This is a genomic window from Streptomyces rubiginosohelvolus (assembly GCF_014649875.1).
Lineage (GTDB): Bacteria > Actinomycetota > Actinomycetes > Streptomycetales > Streptomycetaceae > Streptomyces > Streptomyces rubiginosohelvolus.
Genome location: NZ_BMTW01000002.1, coordinates 312337 through 334913, shown reverse-complemented (window position 1 = coordinate 334913; position 22577 = coordinate 312337). Strand labels below are relative to the sequence as shown.

The 22577-nt window shown below is 72.4% G+C and carries 21 protein-coding genes; 14 read left to right on the top strand and 7 right to left on the bottom strand.

Translation table 11 applies throughout. From position 1 onward, the window contains the following. The first annotated feature begins 91 nt into the window (after positions 1 to 91). The 9 genes from IE134_RS08800 to mnhG all read left to right on the top strand — a co-directional run bounded on the left by IE134_RS08800 (position 92) and on the right by mnhG (position 8809). The gene (locus IE134_RS08800; protein ID WP_030716421.1) at positions 92 to 1276 is read left to right on the top strand and encodes an acyl-CoA dehydrogenase family protein; all 1185 of its coding nucleotides are present in this window, start codon (positions 92 to 94) and stop codon (positions 1274 to 1276) included. Further along, positions 1273 to 1674 carry a RidA family protein gene (locus tag IE134_RS08795; protein WP_030716423.1) on the top strand — a complete coding sequence of 134 codons (402 nt, stop codon included), beginning with the start codon at positions 1273 to 1275 and terminating at the stop codon, positions 1672 to 1674. Before IE134_RS08800 ends, IE134_RS08795 begins: the two co-directional genes overlap by 4 nt. An 85-nt stretch (positions 1675 to 1759) precedes the next feature. Continuing rightward, entirely contained in the window at positions 1760 to 2191 is a 432-nt protein-coding gene (locus IE134_RS08790) for a (4Fe-4S)-binding protein (protein WP_098016543.1), read from the top strand. A 140-nt stretch (positions 2192 to 2331) separates the two neighbouring features. Beyond that, entirely contained in the window at positions 2332 to 5235 is a 2904-nt protein-coding gene (locus tag IE134_RS08785; RefSeq protein ID WP_030716428.1) for a Na+/H+ antiporter subunit A, read from the top strand. Next, positions 5232 to 5849: a Na(+)/H(+) antiporter subunit C gene (locus tag IE134_RS08780; RefSeq protein ID WP_098894010.1), complete on the top strand. Its 618-nt coding sequence runs from the start codon at positions 5232 to 5234 to the stop codon at positions 5847 to 5849. The genes IE134_RS08785 and IE134_RS08780 overlap by 4 nt, the downstream gene beginning before the upstream one ends. Beyond that, positions 5846 to 7498 carry a Na+/H+ antiporter subunit D gene (locus IE134_RS08775; RefSeq protein WP_030716435.1) on the top strand — a complete coding sequence of 551 codons (1653 nt, stop codon included), beginning with the start codon at positions 5846 to 5848 and terminating at the stop codon, positions 7496 to 7498. Before IE134_RS08780 ends, IE134_RS08775 begins: the two co-directional genes overlap by 4 nt. Further along, the gene (locus IE134_RS08770) at positions 7495 to 8124 is read left to right on the top strand and encodes a Na+/H+ antiporter subunit E (protein WP_030716447.1); all 630 of its coding nucleotides are present in this window, start codon (positions 7495 to 7497) and stop codon (positions 8122 to 8124) included. The genes IE134_RS08775 and IE134_RS08770 overlap by 4 nt, the downstream gene beginning before the upstream one ends. Continuing rightward, a complete protein-coding gene (locus IE134_RS08765) occupies positions 8121 to 8459 on the top strand; it encodes an MrpF/PhaF family protein (RefSeq protein WP_098894012.1) in 339 nt (112 codons plus the stop codon). Before IE134_RS08770 ends, IE134_RS08765 begins: the two co-directional genes overlap by 4 nt. Then, positions 8456 to 8809: a monovalent cation/H(+) antiporter subunit G gene (gene mnhG / locus IE134_RS08760; protein ID WP_098016540.1), complete on the top strand. Its 354-nt coding sequence runs from the start codon at positions 8456 to 8458 to the stop codon at positions 8807 to 8809. Before IE134_RS08765 ends, mnhG begins: the two co-directional genes overlap by 4 nt. An 18-nt stretch (positions 8810 to 8827) precedes the next feature. On the opposite strand, the gene IE134_RS08755 is transcribed toward mnhG, so the two are convergent. Beyond that, positions 8828 to 9196, bottom strand: coding sequence for a nuclear transport factor 2 family protein (locus IE134_RS08755; RefSeq protein ID WP_189430117.1), 369 nt, complete (start codon positions 9194 to 9196; stop codon positions 8828 to 8830). Between the two features lie 165 nt (positions 9197 to 9361). Here IE134_RS08755 and IE134_RS08750 point away from each other — a divergent pair, with 165 nt between their 5' ends. After that, a complete protein-coding gene (locus IE134_RS08750; protein ID WP_126931634.1) occupies positions 9362 to 10099 on the top strand; it encodes a CDP-alcohol phosphatidyltransferase family protein in 738 nt (245 codons plus the stop codon). On the opposite strand, the gene IE134_RS08745 is transcribed toward IE134_RS08750, so the two are convergent. Next, a complete protein-coding gene (locus tag IE134_RS08745) occupies positions 10068 to 10517 on the bottom strand; it encodes an FAD synthase family protein (protein WP_010059498.1) in 450 nt (149 codons plus the stop codon). The two genes, IE134_RS08750 and IE134_RS08745, sit on opposite strands and share 32 nt — an antisense overlap. A 151-nt stretch (positions 10518 to 10668) precedes the next feature. Here IE134_RS08745 and IE134_RS08740 point away from each other — a divergent pair, with 151 nt between their 5' ends. From IE134_RS08740 to IE134_RS08730, 3 genes are read left to right on the top strand one after another with little or no spacing between them, the layout of a single operon-like run. Next, a complete protein-coding gene (locus tag IE134_RS08740; protein WP_126931635.1) occupies positions 10669 to 11931 on the top strand; it encodes a glycosyltransferase in 1263 nt (420 codons plus the stop codon). Next, the gene (locus tag IE134_RS08735; protein WP_030716464.1) at positions 11928 to 13619 is read left to right on the top strand and encodes an LPS biosynthesis protein; all 1692 of its coding nucleotides are present in this window, start codon (positions 11928 to 11930) and stop codon (positions 13617 to 13619) included. Before IE134_RS08740 ends, IE134_RS08735 begins: the two co-directional genes overlap by 4 nt. Further along, a complete protein-coding gene (locus IE134_RS08730) occupies positions 13616 to 14866 on the top strand; it encodes an MATE family efflux transporter (RefSeq protein ID WP_030716466.1) in 1251 nt (416 codons plus the stop codon). The genes IE134_RS08735 and IE134_RS08730 overlap by 4 nt, the downstream gene beginning before the upstream one ends. A gap of 60 nt (positions 14867 to 14926) precedes the next feature. Here the strand turns inward: IE134_RS08730 and IE134_RS08725 are convergent, their stop codons facing one another. Then, positions 14927 to 15718 (bottom strand): hypothetical protein, encoded by a 792-nt coding sequence (locus IE134_RS08725; protein WP_098894016.1) that lies wholly within the window; start codon positions 15716 to 15718, stop codon positions 14927 to 14929. 161 nt (positions 15719 to 15879) lie between these two features. Next, entirely contained in the window at positions 15880 to 17412 is a 1533-nt protein-coding gene (locus IE134_RS08720; RefSeq protein ID WP_030716472.1) for a hypothetical protein, read from the bottom strand. 112 nt (positions 17413 to 17524) lie between these two features. On the opposite strand from IE134_RS08720, the gene IE134_RS08715 reads away from it, so the two are divergent. After that, positions 17525 to 18688: a glycosyltransferase gene (locus IE134_RS08715; RefSeq protein ID WP_189430115.1), complete on the top strand. Its 1164-nt coding sequence runs from the start codon at positions 17525 to 17527 to the stop codon at positions 18686 to 18688. 9 nt (positions 18689 to 18697) lie between these two features. Here the strand turns inward: IE134_RS08715 and IE134_RS08710 are convergent, their stop codons facing one another. Genes IE134_RS08710 through IE134_RS08700 form a run of 3 tightly spaced genes read right to left on the bottom strand, consistent with a single transcriptional unit; the run spans position 18698 to position 22530 of the window. After that, complete coding sequence (locus IE134_RS08710; protein ID WP_030716474.1) at positions 18698 to 19540, bottom strand: glycosyltransferase family 2 protein; 843 nt, start codon at positions 19538 to 19540, stop codon at positions 18698 to 18700. Then, positions 19537 to 20268 (bottom strand): Rv1352/Rv1906c domain-containing protein, encoded by a 732-nt coding sequence (locus IE134_RS08705; RefSeq protein ID WP_030716475.1) that lies wholly within the window; start codon positions 20266 to 20268, stop codon positions 19537 to 19539. Before IE134_RS08705 ends, IE134_RS08710 begins: the two co-directional genes overlap by 4 nt. A 3-nt stretch (positions 20269 to 20271) precedes the next feature. Beyond that, positions 20272 to 22530: a LamG domain-containing protein gene (locus tag IE134_RS08700; RefSeq protein WP_098020673.1), complete on the bottom strand. Its 2259-nt coding sequence runs from the start codon at positions 22528 to 22530 to the stop codon at positions 20272 to 20274. Between the last annotated feature and the right edge of the window lie 47 nt (positions 22531 to 22577).

Sequence of the window (22577 nt, the reverse complement as noted above, 5' to 3'; positions counted from 1 at the left end):
CCGCGATAAGCCATGGCGTGCGAAGCGATGCGACGAGATGCCACCCGACGCGACGGGGCACGCGACACGACGCGACAAGAGAGGCGCCGCCATGACGGCATTCTCCCTCGAACCGGAACAAACCGCCTGGTGCGAGGAGCTCCGTACGCTCGCCGTGCGGGAACTGCGCCCGCTGGCGGAGAAGGGGGAGCCCGGGCGGGTCAACCGTCCCCTGCTGGCCGCACTCGGCGAGCTGGGCCTCCTCGGCCGGATGCTGGGCTCCGGCGCGCTGGACCTGTGCCTGCTGCGGGAGTCGCTGGCCCGCGGCTGCACCGAGGCCGAGACCGCGCTCGCCCTCCAGGGCCTCGGCACCACCCCGATCGTCCAGGCGGGCACCCCCGCCCACCGTGAACGCTGGCTCCCCGAGGTCCGGGCCGGGCGGGCCGTCGCCGCGTTCGCGCTGAGCGAGCCGGGGGCCGGCTCCGACGCGGCGGCCCTGAGCCTGACCGCCGAGCCGACTCCGGCGGGCTGGGCGCTGAGCGGCGAGAAGTGCTGGATCTCCAACGCCCCCGAGGCCGACTTCGCCGTGGTCTTCGCCCGCACCACCCCAGGCGCCGGATCCCGGGGCATCACCGCGTTCCTGGTCCCGTCCGACCGCCCCGGACTCACCGGCTCCGCCCTCGACATGCTCTCCCCGCACCCCATCGGCACCCTGGAGTTCGACGGCGTGCCGGTCACCGCCGACGACGTCCTCGGCGAACCCGACCGGGGCTTCCGGGTCGCCATGAACACCCTCAACCTCTTCCGCCCCAGCGTCGGGGCCTTCGCCGTCGGGATGGCCCGCGCCGCCCTCGACGCGACCCTGGACCACACCGCCCACCGCACCGCGTTCGGCGGCCCGCTGAGCGACCTCCAGGCCGTCTCGCACCAGGTCGCGGAGATGGCCACCCGCACCGAGGCCGCCCGCCTGCTGGTGTACGCGGCGGCAGCGGCGTACGACGCGGGGGAGAGCGGGGTGCCGCGCCGCGCGGCGATGGCCAAGCTGTACGCCACCGAGACCGCGCAGTACGTCGTCGACACCGCCGTCCAGCTGCACGGCGCCCGCGCCCTGCGCCGGGGCCATCTGCTCGAACACCTCTACCGCGAGGTCCGCGCGCCGCGCATCTACGAGGGAGCGAGCGAGGTGCAGCGCACCATCATCGCCAAGGAGCTGTACGCGAACACCGCCCAGCGCCCCGACTCCCATGAGCCGTCCGCCGAGCCGTCCGAGCCCCTGACCCAGGAGCCGCCCGTATGAGTCCGTCGCACCGGATCAACCCGTCCGAACTCTCCCCGCCCACCGGCTTCAGCCACGCCGTCGTCGCCACCGGCGGGCACCTGGTCTTCCTCGCCGGGCAGACCGCGCTCGACCCGGAGGGCAAGGTCGTCGGAGCCACCCTGCCCGAGCAGTTCGCGCTCGCGCTCGGCAATCTGCTCACCGCTCTCCACGCGGCCGGCGGCGCCCCCGCCGACCTCGCCCGGGTCACCGTCTACGCCACCGACGTGGACGACTACCGATCCCACTCCGCCGAACTGGGCCGGATCTGGCGCAGGCTCGCGGGGCGCGACTACCCGGCGATGGCCGTCATCGGGGTAGCCCGGCTCTGGGACGAGCAGGCGATGGTCGAGATCGACGGGGTCGCGGTTCTCCCGTGAGAGCCCCGGCCCCGAGTGGCGGAGGCGGGGCGCCGGGGCGAGGCTGAAGGGGTCCGGATGCCGAGCCGAGCCGGGAGAGCCAGCGGTGACCAGCCAGCCGCCCCCGCGCCCCGCCGCCAAGTCCTACGACGGCGAGGGCATCGTCGTCGGCTTCGACGCGCACCGCTGCCTCCACGCCGCCGAGTGCGTCCGCGGGCTCCCCGCCGTCTTCGACGTCGACCGCCGTCCGTGGGTCCAGCCCGACAACGCCCCCGCCGACGAGGTCGCCGAGGTCATCCACCGCTGCCCGAGCGGCGCCCTCCAGTACCACCGCACCGACGGCATGCCCGACGAGGTCCCCGACGTCCCCACCCATGTGTCGCTCCACGCCGACGGCGTACTGCACCTGCGCGGGGACCTCGAAGTCGCCACCCCGTACGGCCCCCGCCACGAGACCCGGGTGATGCTCTGCGGCTGCGGCGCCACCGCCAACACGCCCTACTGCGACCACAGCGGGCCCTGCGCCGGACACGGCTGAGACGGCCGGACCCCGAGGGGGCGAACGCAGCGGACCGGGCCGTGCGCGGCGCGCCGGACGGGTGAATCGCCCCAGGGGATATATCTGTATTTAGTGCCCTTTATTCCGGATGCCCCGCCGCCCGCCCCGGACACCCCGCTGTGATCGCGCTCATCGTCGCCCACTTCGCGCTGGCGGCCTGCGCGGGTCCGCTGGTGCACCGGCTCGGCCGGCGGGGCTTCGTCGTGCTGGCGCTGCCTCCGGCCGCCGCCACCGTCTGGGCCTTCACTCGCTGGAACACCGCCGCGTCCGGCGGCGCGGACACCTGGACCTGGGAGTGGATCCCGGACTACGGGGTCACCCTCGATCTGCGGCTGGACGCGCTGGCGGAGCTGATGGTGCTGCTCGCCGCCGGGGTCGGCGCGCTCGTCCTGCTCTACTGCGCCTCCTACTTCACCGACGACACCCCGCAGTTGGGCCGGTTCGCCGGGAACCTCCTCGCCTTCGCGGGCGCGATGCTCGCCCTCGTCCTCGCCGACGACCTGATCACGCTCTATGTGTTCTGGGAGCTGACCACGGTCTTCTCCTACCTGCTGATCGGCCACGGCAGCGAACACCGGCACAGCCGCCGCTCCGCCCTCCAGGCGCTCGTCGTCACCACCTTCGGCGGCCTCGCCATGCTCGTCGGCTTCCTGATCATCGGTCAGGCCGCGGGCACCTACCGGATCTCCGCGATCGTCGCCGATCCGCCCGAGACGACCCTCGCCGTGTCCGTCGCCGTCGTCCTCGTGCTGTGCGGGGCCCTGTCGAAGTCCGCCATCTGGCCGTTCTCCATGTGGCTGCCGAACGCCATGGCCGCGCCGACCCCCGTCAGCGCCTATCTGCACGCCGCCGCGATGGTCAAGGCCGGCGTCTACCTGGTCGCCCGGCTAGCCCCCGCCTTCGCCGACGTCCCCGTCTGGAAACCCGTCGTCCTCGTCCTCGGCGGCGCGACCATGCTGCTCGGCGGCTGGCGGGCGCTGCGCCTGAACGACCTCAAGCTGGTCCTCGCCTACGGGACCGTCAGCCAGCTCGGCTTCCTCACCCTGCTCGCCGGGACCGGCAACCACGACGCCGCGCTCGCCGCCTTCGCCATGATCCTCGCCCATGCCCTCTTCAAGGCCCCGCTGTTCCTCGTCACCGGGATCGTCGACCATGCGGCCGGCACGCGTGACCTGCGTAAACTCTCCGGAGTCGGGCGTTCCCTGCCGTACGTCGCCGGGGTCGCGGCGCTGTCCGCCGCCTCCATGGCCGCCCTGCCTCCGCTGCTCGGCTTCGCCGCGAAGGAGGCCGCCTTCGCGGCGCTGCTCCACGGCTCCACCGCCGACCGGTGGGCGCTGGTTGCCGTGGTCGCGGGCTCCGCGCTGACGACCGCGTACACCCTGCGGTTCTTCTGGGGCGCGTTCCTCCGCAAGCCCGGCGTCCCCGACACCCCCGTCCACCGGGTGGGCCCGGCCTTCCTCGCCCCGCCCGCGCTGCTCGCCGTGCTCGGCCTCATCCTCGGCCCGGCCGTCAGCTGGACCGACCGGCTGCCGAACGCGTACGCCGACATGTTCCCGGCCGAGCCGGACCCGTACCACCTCGCCCTCTGGCACGGATTCGGCCTCGCTCTGCTCCTGTCGGCCGTCGCCTGGGCGGCGGGCACCGTGCTCTTCCTCGGCCGGACCCAGGTGACCCGGCTCTCCCGGCGGATCGCCTGGCCCACCGCCGACAGCGTCTTCGGCCATCTGCTGCTCGGGCAGGAACGTCTCGCCCTCCAGGTCACCGGCTTCATCCAGCGCGGTTCCCTCTCCGTCTACCTCGCCACCACGCTGCTCGTCATGCTCGGCGGACAGCTCGCCGTCCTCATGGTCGACACCCCCTGGGTCGGAGCCGTACGGCCCCGGCTCTGGGACAACCCGCTCCAGGGCGCCGTCGCCGCGCTGACCTGTGCCGCCGCCCTGCTCTGCCTGACGGTCCGGCGGCGTATGAAGGGCGTCGTCCTGGCAGGCCTCACCGGCTACGGCACCGCCCTGCTCTTCGTCGTCCAGGGAGCGCCCGACCTGGCGCTCACCCAGTTCTGCATGGAGACCGTCGCGATGATCGTCTTCGTGCTGGTGCTGCGCCGGATGCCCGTCCACTTCCAGGAGACCGTGAGCATCTGGCGGCGGGCCAGCCGCATCCCCGTGGCGCTCGCCGCGGCCGCCACCGTCGGCGTCGGGATGTGGGTCGCCGCCGCCGCGCGCACCGCCGAACCGGCCGGCACCGCCATGGTCCAGGAGGTCGCCGACCACGGGCTCAAGGACGTCGTGGCGACCATCCTCGTCGACCTGCGCGCCTGGGACACGATGGGGGAGTCCGCCGTGCTCGCCGCCGCCGCGATCGGCGTCACCAGCCTCATCTACCTGCACCGCCGCAGTGAAGGCTCCATGGCCCAGGAGGAGTTGCAGGGCCGCACCGCCTGGTCCCTGACCGCCCACCACTCCTCCCGGCTGCCGCAGGGCGACGACGCGGCCCCCGAACGCGACTGGCTGGCCGCCGGGGCCACCCTCGCCCCCGAACACCGCTCGATCGTCTTCGAAGTGGTGGCCCGGCTGCTGTTCCACCCGATCCTGGTGCTCTCGGTCTATCTGCTGTTCTGCGCCGAGTCCCTGCCCGGCGGCGGCTTCGTCGCCGGGCTCGTCGCCGGGGTCGCCCTGATCACCCGCTACCTGGCGGGCGGCCGTTTCGAACTCGCCGAGGCGGCCCCGCTTCAGCCCGGTCTCTTCACCGGCCTCGGACTCTTCATCTCCACCGGGGTGGGCCTCCTCGGACTCGGCGAGGGCACCGTCCTGCACGCCTTCACGTACTACGGACATCTGCCGGTCTTCGGCACGTACCACCTGAGCACCTCGGTCCTCTTCGACTTCGGCGTCTACCTGCTGGTCCTCGGCGTCGTCCTCGACATCGTGCGGGCCCTCGGCGCCAAGGTCGACCGGCAGATCGAACGGGCCGCGGGCGTCCTCACCCCCGACGGCGGCCCCGAGGCGGGAGGGCCCCTGCGATGATCGTCAGCGCCTCGCTCATCACCACGGCCGTCGTCCTCTGCGCCGTCGGCGGCATCCTCATGCTCACCCGCCCGCTGACCCGCATCCTGCTCGGCGCCGTCATCCTCGGCAACGGCATCAACCTGCTGGTGCTCTCCTCGACCGGCCGGGCGGGCGCCGCACCCCTGCTCTACGGGGTCTCCCTGAGCCGGGTCACCGACCCGCTGCCCCAGGCCATCGCGCTGACCGCCATCGTCATCACCCTGGCCACCACCGCGTTCCTGCTGGCCATGGCCTACCGCAGCCACCAGATCACCGGCACCGACGAGGTCCACGACGACCTGGAGGACCGGCGCATCGTGCTGCGCGCCGAAGTGCTCTCCGAGCGCGCCCAGTTGCGCGAGGAGTTCCGGTCGGGAGCCGAACCCACCGCCGAGGAGCGCGAACGCTACCGCGAGGAGCGCCGCCGGCTCCGTGACCGCCTCCGCGCCGACCGGGCCCGTCAGGCCCGGGGCCGCGACGCCTCCGGCAACCTCTGGAACGACGTGCTCGGCGCGGACCCGGAGGACTACGCCCGCGACGGCGACGCCAAGGCGGACGACCGCTACCCCCGTGACCGAGGAGCCGACGGATGAACGCGCTCGTCCCGCTGCCGGTGCTGTTGCCCCTGTGCGCCACCGGACTCAGCCTCGCCTTCGGCACCCGGCTGGGGCGCTTCCAGCGTTTCATCAGCGTCGCCGTGCTCACCGCCGTCACCGCGCTCTCGGTGATCCTCATGGTCGCCGCCGACCGGCAGGGCCCGCTCTCCGTCCACCTCGGCGACTTCGCCCCGCCGCTCGGCATCACCCTGGTCGCCGACCGGCTCTCCGGGCTGATGCTCACGGTCTCCTCGGCCGTCACGCTCTGCGTGCTCGTCTACTCGCTGGGCCAGGGCATGACCGACCGGGACAAGGAGACCCCGCTCGCCGTCTTCCACCCCGCCTACCTGATCCTCGTCGCCGGGGTCTCCTGCACCTTCCTCGCGGGCGACCTCGTCAACCTCTACGTCGGCTTCGAGATCATGCTGGTCGCCAGCTTCGTCCTGCTCACCCTCGGCGGCACCGGACCCCGCATGCGGGCGGGCTCCACCTACGTGATCATCTCGCTGTTCTCCTCGATGCTCTTCCTCACCGCCATCGCCATGACCTACGCGGCCACCGGCACCGCGAACTTCGGCCAGCTCGCCGTGCGTCTTGCCGACCTCCCCATCGGCGTACAGACCCTGATCCAGGCGCTGCTGCTCACCGTCTTCGCCATCAAGGCCGCCGTCTTCCCGCTCGCCGCCTGGCTCCCCGACTCCTACCCGACCGCCCCGGCCCCCGTGACCGCCGTCTTCGCCGGACTGCTCACCAAGGTCGGCGTCTACTGCATGCTGCGCACCGAGACCCTGCTCTTCCCCGGCAACCGCATCGGCGACCTCCTGATGGCCATCGCCCTGGCCTCCATGGTCATCGGCATCCTCGGCGCGGTCGCCCAGACCGACCTCAAGCGACTGCTCTCCTTCACCCTGATCAGCCACATCGGCTACATGGTCTTCGGGATCGGCCTCGCCACCCGCGAGGCGTACGGCGGGGCCATCGTGTACGTCGCCCACCACATCACCGTCCAGACGACGCTGTTCCTCGTCGCCGGGCTCATCGAACGCCGCGGCGGCACCACCGAGCTGACCCGGCTCGGCGGCCTGGCCAGGGCCGCGCCGATGCTCGCCGCGCTGTTCTTCGTCCCCGCGATGAACCTCGCCGGGATCCCCCCGCTCTCCGGTTTCATCGGCAAGCTCGGGCTGATGCGCGCGGGCGTCGCCGACGGCGGCGGCTGGGCCTGGGTCCTGGTCGCCGGCTCGGCGGCCACCAGCCTGCTCACCCTGTACGTGGTCGCCAAGGTCTGGAACCTCGCCTTCTGGCGCGCCGCCCCGCCGGGCCAGGCCGCCGCCGGCACTGTCCTGGAGGCCGGTGACGACAGCGACGACGACAGCGACGCCGGACCCGACCGCATCCCCGGCACCGGCGACGAGGGCATCGGGACCACGCCCCCGCCCGCCGGACAGGCATCGGCCGCGACCCTGCACGGACGGGCCGTCACCACTACCAGCCGACTGCCCCACCCCATGGTCGCGGCCACCGCCGCCACCATCGCCATCGGCCTCGCCTTCACCGTGTTCGCCGACCCGCTCACCGCCTACACCGACCGCACGGCCGCCGAACTCCTCCAGCGGGCGCCCTACATCCAGGAGGTGCTGGGCCGGTGAAACGCGTTCTGGGCTTCTCCTTCCGCAACGCCGATCTGCCACCCCTGAGCTTCGAGTTCGGCACCCGTCGGCGGCGGGTGCTCGACCTGCCGCTGATCGCCTGGCTCACCGTCATCTGGGTGCTGCTCTGGTCCACCCTCACCTGGGCCAACGTCCTGACCGGCCTGGTCGTATCGGTCGCCGTCTGCCTCGCCTTCCCGCTGCCCCGGGTCGACCTCGGACTGCGGCTCCACCCCTGGGGCATCCTGCGCCTGGCCGGTTACCTCTTCTACGACATGTACACCTCGGCCGTGAAGGTCACCCGCCAGACCCTGTTCGGCCTGCCGCACCGGGCCGCCGTGATCGGCGTCCCCCTGCGCTGCCGCAGCGACCTGATGCTCGCCGCCACCGCCGTCGCCGTCTCCAACGTCCCCGGCGGATCGATCATCGAGGTGCGCCGGGCGACGGCCACCGTCTTCGTGCACGTCCTGGACGCCGACCGGCCCGAGGAGCTCGAAGCCGCCCGGCGTCAGGTCTGGCGCGTGGAGGAACTGACCGTACGGGCCTTCGGCACCCGTGACGAGATCGCCCGGGTCGCCGAACCCCCGCCACCGCCCCAGCTCGCCGCCGGGAGGCCCGCACCGTGACCGCACCCGAACGGGTCGACCAGGCCCTGCTTACCTGCGCCGTCGTCCTGATCCTCATCGCCGGGGCACTGCTGCTCGCCCGGATCTGGCGAGGCCCCTCCATGCTCGACCGGGCGATCTCGCTGGACGTCTGCGCCGCGCTGATCATCGCCGGTCTGGCCGCCAAATCGGCCTTCGCCCGGGACCCGTTCTACTTCCCGATCATGCTGGTGCTGGCGTTCCTCGGCTTCACCGGCTCGGTGGGCATCGCCCGCTTCATCGCCGTACGCGACCGGCCCCGCGATCCGAACGGCTCGCCTCCGCACTCCGACGACGCCCAGGAGGGCCCGCGGTGAACCTCTGGCTCCAGATCGTCGACACGGCCGGCGCCGTCCTGCTCCTGATCGGCGCCGCGACCTGTCTGCTCGGGGTGATCGGCATGCTCCGGCTGCCCGACGTCCTCTCCCGCAGCCATGCCGCCACCAAACCGCAGACCCTCGGCATGATCCTGGTGCTGGCCGGGGTGGCGCTGCGGCTGCGCGGCGGCATGGAACTCGCCACCCTCGCCCTCATCGCCTTCTTCCAGATGCTCACCGGACCGGTCGCCTCGCATCTGGTGGCCCGCTCCGCCTACCGCACCGGCCAGGTCGACCACAGCGAGCTGCTCTTCGACGAGCTCGACGAGCAGCTCACCGGCGGGAAGTGACCGTGGTGCGGGGCGGGTTCACGCCGCCGGTACGCGGTCCAGGAATCCGCTCACCGAGCTGATCCGGCCGTCCTCGGCCAGCCGGGCCACGTCGAACCCGGCCACCGGGGCGGAGCCGTCCGCCGAGGAGACCAGCTCCCAGGAGAACCGGACCAGGTCGTGGTGCCCGTCCGGTGTGCCGGTCAGTGTGAAGCGGAAGCCGGGGAACTGCTCGTGCACGCCGCCGATCAGGGCCGCGAGCCCCTCGTGCCCGCGCACGTCGGCCTGCGGGTCGGTGTAGCCGGCGTCGTCGGTGAACGCGGCGGCCACCGCCTTCGCCCGCTCCTCGGACCCGGTCGTGTTCCAGGCGGCGAAGTAGCGCTGGACGGTCTCGTCGTACGCGGTCATGGCGGGTCCTCTCCGTGGGCGCCCCGGCGGTCCGGGGCGGTGCACCCACCTTGGTCCCGGGGCCCCGGCGGCGTCGATTACCCCGGAGGTAAGGAGATCCAAAGACCCCACAGGTCCGGTGTCCGCGTGCCATGATGCGGGCACTGCCGGACGCTGGGGGGCGTAGTGGGAAGCACGGGCACCGTGCTGCGCGAATTGCGCGGCGCACAGAAGAGCGCCAAAGGCGTCTCGCTCTACTCGCGGTACGTGAACCGGCCCGCCGGCCGCGTGCTCGCGGCCGGGGCCTACCGGGCGGGACTTACGCCCAATCAAGTGACTGTGATCAGCGCGCTGTTCACTTACGGTGCGGTGGCGTCGGTGGCGCTCGTCGAGCCGTCCTGGACGCTCGCCGTCCTGGTCTACGCGGCCCTCGCGCTCGGTTTCGCCTTCGACTCCGCCGACGGGCAGCTCGCCCGGCTCACCGGCCGGGGCGGGCCCGACGGGGAGTGGCTGGACCATGTCGTGGACTGCGGGAAGCTGCTGCTCGTCCACACCGCGGTCCTGATCTCCTTCTATCGCTTCGGTGAACTGCCCTCGGATGCCTGGCTGTTGCTGCCGCTCGGCTTTCAGCTGGCCGCCGTGGTCACCTTCTGCGCGGGGCTCCTGCGCGAACACCTCGGCAAGGCGGCGGCGAGTGGCCGGGGCCCGTCCTGGGCGGCGGCGCCGGCGGGGCCCGTCTCGCGGGTACGGGCCGTGGCCCTGCTGCCCGCCGACTACGGGGTGTTCTGCCTGGTGTTCCTGCTGCTCGGCGCACCCGGGGCCTTCCGCGCCGGGTACGCCGTGCTCGCGGTCGTGCACACGCTGTTCCTGGCGGCCTTCCTCGCCAAGTGGTTCAGGGAGCTGAAAGCGCTCCGGGCCGGCTGACGAGGACGTCCAGCGCCCGGCGCAGCTGAGTGCTGGACGTATGCACGGTGTACGGGAAGTAGACGACCTCCACGCCCACTTCGGCGAAGTCGCGCTCCAGCTTCATCCCCTTCTCCGTGCCCCGCCAGTCGTCGCCCTTGAAGATCACGTCGAACCGGACCTGCTGCCAGGTCTCGACCTTGTCCGGCACGGTCTCCACGAACGCGGCGTCCACGAAGCGCACGCTGCGGACGATCTCCAGTCGTTCGCGGAGCGGGATCATCGGTGTATGGCCCTTGGCGAGCGCGGCCATCTCGTCCGACACGACCCCCGCGACCAGGTAGTCGCACTGACTGCGGGCATGACGCAGGATGTTGAGGTGCCCGACGTGGAACAGGTCGTACACCCCGGGTGCGTAACCCACCCTGTGCTGCACCATCCGTATCTCTCCCCCCACGGTGAACGTGATCCGGTGATGTTCCAACGACCTTACTGTGAAGAACACTTGTGCAAGCCGTGAACGGATAAGCTCGATGGGGGCTGTTCCTCGCCGGGAACAGCGGCTGTCGTGGGGGGAAGGCGATCGTCCGATGTCCGATGCTGCAAGGCCGGGTCCGATCCGGGGCCGCCGACTTCTGCTGGTCTCGACCAACTATGCGCCGGAGCTCACCGGCATAGGCCCGTACGCCACCCAACTCGCGGAGCACTGGGCCTCGTCCGGCGCCCGAGTCCGGGCGCTCACCGGCATGCCGCACTACCCCTCCTGGCGGCTGGAGGAGAGCTACCGGGACGTGTGGCGGACGGTGGAGATACGCGGCGGCGTCGGCGTGCACCGACGCCGCCATTATGTGCCATCCCGTCAGACGGCCCTGAAGCGCGCCGCTTTCGAGGCCAGCATCCTCGCCACGGGACTGATCGCACCGCCGCCCGGCCGCCCCGACGTCGTGATCTCCCAGATGCCCAGCCTCGCCGGCGGAGTCATCGGAGCCCGCCTCGCCCGGCACCACCGCGTGCCCTACCTCCCCGTCGTCCAGGACCTGATGGGCGCCGCCGCCGCGCAGAGCGGCATCCGGGGCGGGGGCCGGGCCGCCGCCGTCGCCGCGGCCGCCGAGCGGTACGCACTGCGCGGGGCCGCCCTCGTCGGGGTCATCCACGAGAGCTTCGTCCCCGGCGTCCGGGCCCTCGGCGTCGACCCCGGCCGCATCCGCCTCGTCCCCAACTGGACGCATGTGCAGGGCCCCACCGCCGACCGGGCCGCGACCCGGGCCCGGCTCGGCTGGCCCGACGGCGTCCCGGTGATCCTGCACTCCGGCAACATGGGCCTCAAGCAGGGCCTGGAGGTCCTGGTGGAGGCCGCCCGGCTCGCCCCCGGCGTCCGCGTCGTCCTGATGGGCGACGGCAACCAGCGCGACGCCCTGCGCGCCCGCGCCGAGGGGCTCGGCAACGTGGAGTTCCTGGAGCCCGCGGGGGCCGAGGAGTTCACCGACGTGCTGGCCGCCGCCGACGTCCTCGCGGTGACCCAGCGCGCCTCGGTCCTCGACATGAGCGTCCCCTCCAAGCTCACCTCCTACTTCACCTCCGGCCGCCCCGTGGTCGCCTCCGTCGCCGACGAGGGCGGCACCGCGGACGAGGTCCGCCGCTCCGGCGCCGGAGTCCTCGTCGCCCCCGAGGACCCGGCCGCCCTGCTGGAAGCCGTGCAGAAGTTCGCCGCCGACCCGGCCGCCGCCGGCGCCCTCGGGGCCGAGGGGCCGCGGTACGTCGCACGCCATCTGAGCCGGGAGGCGGGACTCGCCCGCTTCGACGACCTGCTCGCCGAGGTCCTGCGGGACGGACAGGACAGTGGCCGCCGATGACATCTGTGAACCGGGTCCTGGACGACCACGACGAGCCGGCGCTCCTGCGCGACCAGTTCCGCCAACTCCTGCGCTACCGCGCCCTGCTGGCCGTCGGCGTGGTCGTCGGACTGCTCGGCGGCGGCTATCTCGCCCTCGGCGGCGAGAAGACGTACACCGCCACCGGCGAGGTCCAGGTCCGGTCCGCCATCTCCGACCCCTTCGCCGCCGGAGCCACCGCCGACAAGGGCATCAACATCGGCTCCGAACGCCAGACCGCCGTCAGCGACACCGTCGGCACCCTGGCCGCGGGCACCCTCCTCAAGGCGGGCGACGACGTCACCGCCCGCAAACTGCTCGCCGGACTCCAGGTCACCAACCCGCCCAACACCCTCACCCTCCGCTTCTCCTACACCGGCGCCACCCCCGAACAGTCCCGCGCCCGCGCCGAAGCCCTCGCCAACGCCTATCTCGCCCACCGCAAGGCGCGCACCGAGGAGAGCATCGAGAACATGGCGGGCGGCTACCGTGCCCAGCTGAAGCCGCTGGAGGAGAAGCGCGACCTGCTGGAGGAGCAGGCCGGCGGGGGAGCGGCCGACGACGTCACCAGCGCCCGCGCCAACATCATCGTCTCCATCTCCGAGCTGAGCCGGAAGATCTCCGAGCTGAAGGCCCTGGACACCACCCCCGGCTACCTCAACAAGAAGCCGGTCGCCCCGACCTCGCCCACCGGAGCGGGCCTGCCCCTGCTCCTCGGCCTCGGCGGTGTCGTCGGCCTGGCGCTCGGGCTGCTGCTGTCCTGGGTGCGGCTCGTCTTCGACCCCGCCGTACGCTCCGACCGCGAGCTGGTCCGCTCGCTCGGCGCACCCCTGCTGGGCACGCTGCCCCGGGAGCGCGCCGCCGGGGCAGGGCTGCTCGCCATCGGCCGCGGCGGCTCCCGGCTCGCCGAGGAGTACCGCGCGGTCGCCTTCCGGCTCGCCTACGACCCGTCGTTCGCCGAGAGCCGCCGCCTGCTGGTCACCGCCCCGCGCGGGGACAACGCGGCGGCCGCCGCCGCTGCCGCCAACCTCGCCGCCGCCTTCGCCGAGATGGGCCGGGACGTCCTGCTCGTCGAGGCCGACCTGCGCACCCCGGCCCTCGCCCGGGAGCTGGGCTCCGCCGCCCACGAGACGCGTTCGCCGCGCTGGGCCGCCGAGGAGGGCGACGGCAGCTGGCCCACCGGCACCCGCTCGGGCGTGGACGTCCCCGGCTCCGGGGCCTTCACCCTGATCCCCGGCGCCACCGTCGACAACGTCCCGCGCGCCCTCACCTCCCCGCCCGTCGGCCGGATCGTCGGCGAGGCCGACAGCCCGGGCACCGTCGTCATCGTGCTCGCCCCGCCCGTCCTCTCCTACGCCGACGCGGTCGCCCTCGTCGACCGGGTCACCGGCGTCATGATCGTGTGCGACCCGCGCGAGGTGCACCGCAGCGACCTGGAGCGCATCCGCGAGATCATCAGCGCCTCCGGCGGCTCCGTCCTCGGCGCCCTGCTCCACCCGTCCCGGGGCCGGCTGCGTCGCGCCGAGCGCCGCCCGAAGTCCGCCCGCCGGCGTTCCGGGGGCGGCGGACCCACCGCCCCCACAGCGGAGCCGGACAGTCCCGAGACCACGGGAGACCCCACCGAGACCCTCGGCCTGCGCTCCCTGACCCTTCCGGCATCCCGCCGGTGAGAGCCCGCACCGCCGTCCTCTGCTCGGTTGCGGACCAGGGCGTGGCGGCGCTCACCAACATCCTGGTGCTGGTGGCCGCCGCCCGGCTCTCCACCCTCGCCGACTTCGCCCGCTTCTCCGCGGTCTACCTGGTCTTCACGGTGCTGCTCGGCGTCTCGGGGGCGTACGCCGGACAGCCCCTGGTCCTCAAGCGCGGCGCGGGGGAGGAGACCCGGGGCGCCTGCCGGTCCGCCGTGGCCTTCACGGTGCTCGCCGCCACCGTGCTCGGCGCGCTGCTCGCGGCCGTCTGCGCCCTCGTCCCCGGCGACACCGCCCGCGCCCTGCTGATGCTCGGCCTCGTCCTGCCCGTGGTGCTGGGACAGGACGCCGTACGGTACGCCTTCTCCACCCTCCAGCAGCCCCATCTCGCCCTGACCTCGGACCTGCTGCGGCTGGGCTGTGTGCTCGGGGCCCTCTCCGTACAGGACTACGGGGCGTCCCCGGCCCGGCTGATCGCCGTCTGGGGCCTGTCCGCCCTCCCCGCGCTGCTGCTCTCCGCCGCCCTCCTGCACCGCGCCACTGCCGGGGCCCCGCTGCGGCTGCGTCCGATGCTGCGGCGCGGCCACCTCGGGCAGCGCTTCACCGTCGAGTTCGGGGTCGGCAACGCGACCGGCCAGCTGTCCGTCCTCGGCCTCGGCGCGGTCGGCAACCCCCTCCTGGTCGGGGCGCTGCGCGGGGCGACCACCCTGTTCGGACCGCTCAACGTGCTGTTCACCTCGGCCACGTCCTTCGGTCCGCCGATCCTCGGCCGCATCGGCGACGAGCGCCGCCGGATCCGGGCCACCGCCGCGCTCGCCGCCGTCCTCGCGGGGACCGCCGTGCTCTGGGCCACGGTGCTCGCCCTGCTGCCCGACTCCGCAGGGCACCAACTCCTCGGCGACACCTGGCCGGTGGCCGCCGACCTGCTCCCGGCGACCGGCAGCCAGTACGCGGCGATGGCCGTCGGCACCTGCGGGCTGCTCGCCCTGCGCATGCTCGACCCGCGCACCACGCTCGCCATCCAGGTCGTCTTCTCGCTCACCGCCGTGGCGCTCCTCGCGGGCGGTTACGTCGTCGGGGGCGTCCCGGGCGCCGCCTGGGGGCTGTTCCTGGGCTCGCTCTGCAAGGCCACCGCCACCTGGATCAGAGTGGCCCGGCTGCGTCGGCGCACCGTGGCGCCCGACCCGGCCATGGCGGTCGCCGAGGACGCGGTCGGCGGGCGGGCCTGAAACGGAGGCCGGGCGAGCGTGGCCGGCCCACCGGGAGGGGGCAGGGAAAACGGCCGTCCGTCAGCGCCGCTCCACCGCGTAGCCAAACGCTTCCCGGTGCTCGTCGACGCTCTCCACCCCGTCCCGTGCGCGCAGGACGAGGTCACGGGCCAGGCAGCGGGCAAGCTCGCGCAACTCGGCGTGCGGGGTGTCCCCCTCCACGTACTCCAGGAGTTCCGTCAGGGCCCTCAGCTCGCCGGTGTGCAGCGCCACGTCGACGATCTCCTGACCGGGCGCGGTCAGGGCCTCCACCGCATGCCGCTGGGAGGCGGAGCTCCGCAAACAGGCGAACCGGCTGTTCCCGGACCACGGCTCCGTGCACTCCTCCGACGTGTCGAAGGCCCTGAGCCGCATGAGGAGGGCGTCCGGCTCGCTGCGGGGAGCACGGTAGAAGGGCCGCTCGCCGCTCCCCGCGTTGCGGGCGTCCAGCCGTGCCTCCGAAAGGAAGGCCGCGACGCGCCTGGGCTCGGGCGTCAGTCCGCCCCCCATCCAGCGGGCGGTCTCCAGGAGGGACCGGCCCGAACCCTCCGGTATGTGGAAGAAGCACCATCCGGAGACGCCGCACCAGAGCAGACCCGCGTCTCCGCCGTCGCCGAGAAGTCGTCTCCTGAAGGCGTCCGCGAACTCCACGCTCCCTTCGACATCTCCCGCGAAGTCGTCCTGGCTCGGATCGTCGAAGTCTCCGTACGCCGAGATGGAGGTCACCGGAACCTCTTCGTCGAGCAGAACTCCGGCCACGGCCACCATGTAGCCGCCGATGGCGGCTTCGAGGTCGCCCCGCAGCTCGGATGCGCAGTCTTCGGTGTACGTCACGACGATTCTCCTCGGTCACCTGCGACGGGGTATCCGCCATGATCGCCGTTGCCCGGAAAACGCCTGTTCACACGGGTGAAGGCGGTTTCCTCTGGCTCCGGGCGGGCGACACCTGGACACGCATCGAGGTCTGAACCCCCGTCTCGGGCACGGCGGCGCGCTCACCGCCGACGCCCTGCCCGCCGTTCCCGGTACGTACTGATCGCGACCAGACACAGCGCGGCGATGGCCAGCTTCCCCGCCGCCTGCAGGAGCGGGCCGCGCAGCAGGATGAAGGTGTATCCGGCGATCAGCGGCGCGGCGATGGCCAGCACACTCCCCGGGCCGGGCCCCGCCCGGGTGACGGCCAGGGCGTAGCGGCGGTCGGTGCGGGCCGACCCGTAGCCGATCAGGGCCATCCCGCCGATCATGCCGGCCGCACCGAGATCGACCCAGAACTCGGTCCACAGCGGCGCCGACAGGTTGGTCATCCGCAGCCCCATCCACTGCCCGACCCGGACCCCGGTGTCCTCCGGCTTCCCGCTCCACACCGCGCGCGGCACGAAGAACAGCCCGGAGCCCGCCAGTTGGCGGCCGTAGGTGTGGCCCCGGGTGTCGACCCAGGAAATGGTGTTGGCGAACATCACCATCTGGTCGTAGTCCTTGGTCACCAGCGGATCGAAGACCGAGGCCGACTGCACGGACCGCTGGCTCCCCTCCTCGTACCGGAACCTGTCCGCGTACGGGAACAGCACCAGCGCCCCCACCACGCCCGCCGTCAGGACCGTCCGGTAGACCGCCGCACTGCTCGGGAACGCGGCGAACACGAACGCCACCACCACTGTCAGGAACCAGTAACGGGCGTTGGAGACCGGGTTGTTCACCAACAGGTTCAGCGCTGCCAGCGCCACCCACACCAGCACCGTCGACGGTCTGCGCCGGGCCCGGTAGGAGGTCGCCAGACGGCGGGTGTAGAAGAGCAGCGCCAGCAGCGCCGGGACCTGCCCGAAGCCCTTGAGGAACGCCGAGCCCACATTGGACCCCTCCGTGACCACCCCGCTCGCCGCGACGGTCTCGTTGATCTCCTGCCGGCTCGCGAAGAAGACCGAGGGGCCGCCCAGCTTGAGCACGTAGAAGGCGCTCGCCGTGAACGCCAGCAGCACCAGCAGCCGCAGCCGCAGCGGATGGGCGACCGCCGGCCCGCTGACCGCCCCCCGCGCGGAGGGCGCCCGGCGGCGCAGCGGCCGCCGGGAGGCCAGCAGCGCCCCCAGGTCGTAGGCGGCACACCCCACCAGAACCATCGCGATGGCCGTGACCAGGTCCTGGCGCGGCCCCACCATCGGCGTCGGCGTCTGCCCGATCACCACCTGGGCGAACGGTGCCACGCCCATCGCGATGTACACGAACATCCAGAAGACGCCCTGGAGCAGCCGCCGCCGGGTCGAGAGGATCATCGTCGCGAGGCGGGCGCCCGCGTAGGAGGTCAGCACCAGCTGGAGCCAGTACGCCGTGTCCCGGACCCCGCTGCCGGGCTGGGCGGCGATCACCGCGGGCAGGAAGCAGACCAGGCCCAGGATGAGCGGCACGGACAGCGCCCGCGACAGCATCGACCAGGCGATCGGGCGCTCCGGAGGGCCACCGGGACCCCCGGGCCCCCGTGGGCCCGTGACGGTGGGAGCGGCCTGCTCCCGCGCCGACGTGTGCACCGACGTCATGCGCCCCCCCCCCCGGGATCAGTGAACCGCTGAACACTCTAACGAATCAGCCCACTTGAGGGGGGCCGATGACTACGCTGTGAATACTTGGCCATAGTCGAGGGGAACTCTGGTGAAAATCCTGCACGTTGTCACGCTCCACACCCCGGACCACGCCTTCGGCGGTCCGACGCGAGTGGCGTTCAACCTCTCCAAGGTCCAGCGTGCGCACGGTGACGACGCACGTGTCATGGCCCTCGGTGACGGCTTCCCCGATGGCGAACTGCCCAGCGAAGTCGAAGGAGTTCCGGTCCACCTCTTCCAGGCCCGGCACATCCTCCCGATGTTCGAGGTCAGCGGCATCACCTCCGCCGGGCTGCTGAACACCGCACGCCGCATGATGCGTGGCGCCGACCTCGTCCACGTGCATCTGATGCGCGACCTGGTGACCCTGCCCGCGGCGCTCCTCGCACTCGCGACCCGTACGCCCCTGGTCGTCCAGACCCACGGCATGATCGACCCCACCGAGAAGAAGGTCGCCCAGCTCACCGACCTCCTCGGGGTCCGCAAGGTGCTGCGCGAGGCGGACGCCGTGCTGCACCTCACCGAGATGGAGCGCGTCGACGTGAACGCCGTCGCCGCGCCCGTCCCGCTCACCCGCACCGTGCGGCTGGTCAACGGGGTCCGCCCGCAGGAGCGCAAGCCCGCCCGCGAGCCCGGCCGCCCGCCCACCGTGCTGTATCTGGCCCGGATCCAGGAGCGCAAGCGGCCCGAGGACTTCGTCGCCGCGATGCCGCACGTCCTCGCCCGCCACCCGGACGCCCGCTTCGTCCTGGCCGGTCCCGACACCGGCGCCCTCGCCGGCACCCTCGGGCTCGCCCGGCAGCTCGGGGTGGCCGAATCCCTCGACCATGTCGGCCCGTTGGAGCGCGACGAGGTGCTGGCCGCCGACCGCGAGGCCGATGTGTATGTGCTGCCCGCGATCGAGGAGCCGTTCCCGGTCTCGGTGCTGGAGGCGATGTCGGTCGGCACCCCGGTCGTCATCACCCGCACCTGCGGACAGGCCCCCGACGTGGCCGGGGCGGGCTCGGGGCGGGTCATCGACAGCCGGGTCGGCGAGGACGCGGCCAACGCCCGCAAGGTCGCCGACGCGATCCTGGAGCTGCTGGAGCCCGAGGCCGCCGAGCAGGCGGGCAAGGCCGCCTGGGAGCTGGTGAACGAGCAGTTCACCATCGAGGCCGTCACCGCCACCCTCCGGCGGACCTACGAGGACGTGGTCCGCCGGAGGCGAGGGTGAGCGGCTGACTCATCGACGTACGGGCTTCTCGCGGGATTTGAGCGCGATCTGCCAGCGGTAGAAGCTCATCGCCAGCGCGAAGTCGAAGCCCGCCCGGCCGTCCAGGAATCCCCGCTTGTAGAGGTACATGTAGGCGAAGGACACCACCGGCTTGAACGGCGCCTTGTGGAACAACTGCCCCTGGCGCGACTTCACCTGGCGCACCTGCTCCTTCACCCGGGGGTGGTGCTCCAGCCAGGCCTCCCAGTCCGAGTAGCGGTTGTGCCGCTCGAACCAGGCGGTCACCGGGTCGAGGTCCTGGTGCTCGATCGGGTGGGTGAGGGTGCCCGCGCTCGCCGCGACCGGCTGGTAGTGGCCCTCCACCTCCCCGATCCCCGGCGCGTCCAGGTCCCCGACCTCCGGGTAGTGGCAGCGGGTCCGGTCGGTCAACGACCGCTTGCGGATGGTGTATCCGTGCCGCAGCCGCTTCCCGGAGAACCAGTAGCCGAGCGGTATGTCGTACGCGGCCGGCTTCGGCGCTTCCGGGTTCCGGAAGGTCTCCCGCAGCTCGGCCAGCAGCCCGGGGCTGAGCCGCTCGTCGCCGTCGAGCAGGAGGATCCAGTCCAGGTCGGTGCGGACGTTCTCCAGGCACCACTGCTTCTTCCGGGGGTGGCCGCCGTCCCAGGTGTAGGTGACCACCTCGGCCCCGCACTCCTCGGCGATCTTCACGGTGTCGTCGGTGCTGTGGGAGTCCACCACGACGACCGCCTCGAAGTGGCCGAGCACCGATTTCACCGCCTCCGCGATGTTCAGCCCCTCGTTCTTCGTGGGGATCGCCACGGCTATCGGGAGTTTCGGCGTACCTGCGGTCATCCCGCGGCTCCTTCGGGCAGCCAGGCGTAGCAGCCTGTGGATGTGAACGTAACGGCGGAATCGGGGATGGTGATCTTCCGGGACTTCCCGGTGTCGGAGGCGCCGGAGGCCAGCTCCTTACCGCCCGCCCCCTCGATCTGCCAGGAGCAGTCCGTGGTGGGCGAGGCCGAGCGGTACACGCCCGGCCGGAGCTTCTTCCCGGTGTGCTTGCCGTCCGGGTAGCCGTACGCCGCCTCGTCGACCAGGGCCTGGTGCTGGGTGCAGAGCCCGGCGACCGCGTCCTTGGCGTCGGGGATCTCGCCCGTCACGATCGCCCCGACCGCCGTGTCCCGGTCGGCCTTGACGAGATAGCGCAGCTTGTCGCAGGTCTCCTGGCCGGTCTGGAGCACGGCGGCCGGGTCCATGCCCTTCGGCACCCGGTCCTTCAGATACTCCTTCTGCTTCTTCGTGAACGTCCCCGTGGCCGGGGTGATCTCGTCGGCGGGCGTCTTCGGGCCCTCGGCCGTGGCGGCCGGAGCGGACGCCCCCGGGGCCGACGGCTCCTCGGTGGGCGGCGCGGCCGGCTCGGTGGCCGGGGTGCCGGACGGTCCGGGGGCGGCGGGCCCGGAGGCCGCGGGGCGCTGGGCGCCCGCGGCCTCCGGGTCGTTCCCGTCCGCGGACGAGCCGCAGGCGGCCAGCGCCGCCGCCGTCAGGACGACGGCGGCGCAGGCCAGGAACGGGTTTCTCATCGCTCAGCCGTTCCTCAGGGCGTAGTGCGCACTGATGGTGGATCCGCTCAGCGCGGTCGGGTAGATGGCGGTCTCGTCGATCTGCCCCTCGAAGAAGTTGCTGGTGGGGCGGTTCGGCCAGCCGGACAGGTTGTCCCCGCCGACCCGCCAGTAGCCCGGCTGGCTCTCGTTGCCGGAGACCAGGATGTTCGACGCGCGCAGCTGCCCGTCGACGTACAGCGACATGCCCTGACCCAGCGGGCCCTGGGTGGCGACGACGTGGTGCCACTGGCCGTCGTTGTACGCCCCCGAGGTGGCGACGGTCCGGGCCCCGCCGCTCTGGACGCCGAACACGAGGCGCCCGTCGTTGCGCATGTAGATGTGCTTGTCGTGACGGGTGCTGTTCTGCTGGGTCATGTTGCCGAAGCCGACGATCTTCCCGCCCCGGGTCGTGGTCGTCTTGATCCACGTCTCGATGGTGAAGCGGGCCGGCTGGCTGTGCAGCCGGTTGCTGTACGCGTACTCGTCGGTGCCGTTGAACCCGATCGCCGTCGAGGGCCCGGCGACCGCCGCCGGGGTCTGCCGGTAGGCGGGGCCGTTGCGCAGGAAGCCGTTGTTCAGATTGCCGCTGCTGTCGTGCGCGAACGTGGACGTGCCCTCGTCCCAGCGCCAGTAGAGGCTCGCGCCGTCGGACCTGACCCGCGCCGGGTACGCCTCCGTCGCGCTCGCCACGGTGGCGGACTGGGCCGGGGACTTGGTGCTGGTGTTGGTGCCGTCGCTCGCGGTGATCCGGTACGAGTGGGTCTCGCCCGGGGCGACGTCGGTGTCCGTCCAGGTCAGCTGCGGGCGGTCCCAGAAGACCGAGTAGCCGGTCGTCGTGTGGATCGGGGTGTTGGAGCCGTCCTTGTAGATCCGGTAGGTCAGCTCACCGTCGTCGGTGTCGAAGCTGGTCTGCCAGTTCACGTCGATCCGCCCGGGCGTCAGCGTGGAGAGGCTGACGTTGGGCACCCAGGGCGCGCCCGTGTCCGGGCCGTCCGCGAACCGGGTCAGACCCTGCTGCGGCTTGGTGTTGACGGTGGTGAACTCGCCGCCCACCCACATGTAGTGGCGCCCGCCGCTGCTCGTCTGGGCCATCACACGCGGCCCGACCGGCTCCCCGATCCCGTCGTTGGTGTCCGGGAACCAGGGCAGCAGCTTCGGGTCGTCGACCGACTGGGCCAGCAGGTGCTTGCGCGGCTGGTCCGGGAACGCGCCCATGCTGGCGCAGTCGTGGGCGTGGCTGCCGCTGTACAGCACCCCGGAGTGCACCAGCACGGACTGGGTCGCGCCCAGGCAGGTGTCCCGCCAGCGCTGCTCGAAGTTGTTCAGGTTCAGCGCGATGCGTCCGTCGAACACGCCGCCGCCGGTGCCCTCGTTGCCCGTGTAGAAGCCGCCCGCGTCCGTGGTGATGTCCTGGACCGTGGAGTTGTTGTGGATGAACCCCGGGTAGGACTTGGTGAGCTGGCCGGTGGTCGCGTCGACGACGGCCAGGGCGTGGGTGTTCGTGCCGTTGATCCGGAAGAAGTCCCCGCCGAGCAGCACGTTCTGCCCGTCCGGAGTCACCTCGACGGCCCGTGCGACCTCGTCGGCGTTGGCCGTGAAGGGCAGCAGTGAGGCTCCGGTCGTGACGGCGGCGAAGTGGCTCCTGGTCTGCCCGCCGACCGTGGTGAAGTCGCCCGCCAGATAGACCGTGTCGTCGGTGACGGCGAGACCCCGCACGGTCGCCGACACCCCGATCTTGAAGGTGTTGCTGACGGTGCAGGTCTCGGTGTCGATCGCCGCGATGTTGCTCACGCCGACACCGTTCACCGCGCCGAACTGGCCGCCCGCGTAAAGGGTTTCGCCGTCCGGCGAGAGGGCGAGGGACCGGACGGTCGCGGTCCCCGAGGAGATGGTGAAGGACAGCGAGCAGTCGGTGGGCGCCCCGGTCGCCGCGTCGAACGCGGCGAAGTTCACCGCGGGCTGCTCGTTCGTGCCGGGGGCCGCGGTGGGGGGCCGCAGGGTGGAGAAGGTGCCGCCCGCGTAGACGACCCCGTCGCCGGCGGCCATCGACCAGACGATGCCGTTGGTCTGCCAGGTGGTGAGGTCGTCCGCGGTGAGGGCGACCGGCGGTGTCAGCGCCGCGGCCGGAGAAGCCCCGACCGTGGTCGCGGTCAGGACTCCGGCCAGCAGGCCGAGAGCGGCGGAGGCGGCCCGCACACGGCCGCGCCCTCCGCTTCTGCGCCCCGTACTTCCGTTCATCATTCAGCTCCGAAGGTGAGATGCGCGCTGCGGCCCGAAAGCCGCGGATG

What these genes read in the sequence shown, in the direction of transcription:
- IE134_RS08700 (WP_098020673.1), bottom strand. Translation starts at nt 22,530, where the DNA reads ATGATGAACGGAAGTACGGGGCGCAGAAGCGGAGGGCGCGGCCGTGTG.
- IE134_RS08745 (WP_010059498.1), bottom strand. Translation starts at nt 10,517, where the DNA reads ATGGTGCAGCACAGGGTGGGTTACGCACCCGGGGTGTACGACCTGTTC.
- IE134_RS08800 (WP_030716421.1), top strand. Translation starts at nt 92, where the DNA reads ATGACGGCATTCTCCCTCGAACCGGAACAAACCGCCTGGTGCGAGGAG.
- IE134_RS08705 (WP_030716475.1), bottom strand. Translation starts at nt 20,268, where the DNA reads ATGAGAAACCCGTTCCTGGCCTGCGCCGCCGTCGTCCTGACGGCGGCG.
- IE134_RS08780 (WP_098894010.1), top strand. Translation starts at nt 5,232, where the DNA reads ATGATCGTCAGCGCCTCGCTCATCACCACGGCCGTCGTCCTCTGCGCC.
- IE134_RS08795 (WP_030716423.1), top strand. Translation starts at nt 1,273, where the DNA reads ATGAGTCCGTCGCACCGGATCAACCCGTCCGAACTCTCCCCGCCCACC.
- IE134_RS08710 (WP_030716474.1), bottom strand. Translation starts at nt 19,540, where the DNA reads ATGACCGCAGGTACGCCGAAACTCCCGATAGCCGTGGCGATCCCCACG.
- IE134_RS08720 (WP_030716472.1), bottom strand. Translation starts at nt 17,412, where the DNA reads ATGACGTCGGTGCACACGTCGGCGCGGGAGCAGGCCGCTCCCACCGTC.
- IE134_RS08775 (WP_030716435.1), top strand. Translation starts at nt 5,846, where the DNA reads ATGAACGCGCTCGTCCCGCTGCCGGTGCTGTTGCCCCTGTGCGCCACC.
- IE134_RS08740 (WP_126931635.1), top strand. Translation starts at nt 10,669, where the DNA reads ATGTCCGATGCTGCAAGGCCGGGTCCGATCCGGGGCCGCCGACTTCTG.
- IE134_RS08755 (WP_189430117.1), bottom strand. Translation starts at nt 9,196, where the DNA reads ATGACCGCGTACGACGAGACCGTCCAGCGCTACTTCGCCGCCTGGAAC.
- IE134_RS08735 (WP_030716464.1), top strand. Translation starts at nt 11,928, where the DNA reads ATGACATCTGTGAACCGGGTCCTGGACGACCACGACGAGCCGGCGCTC.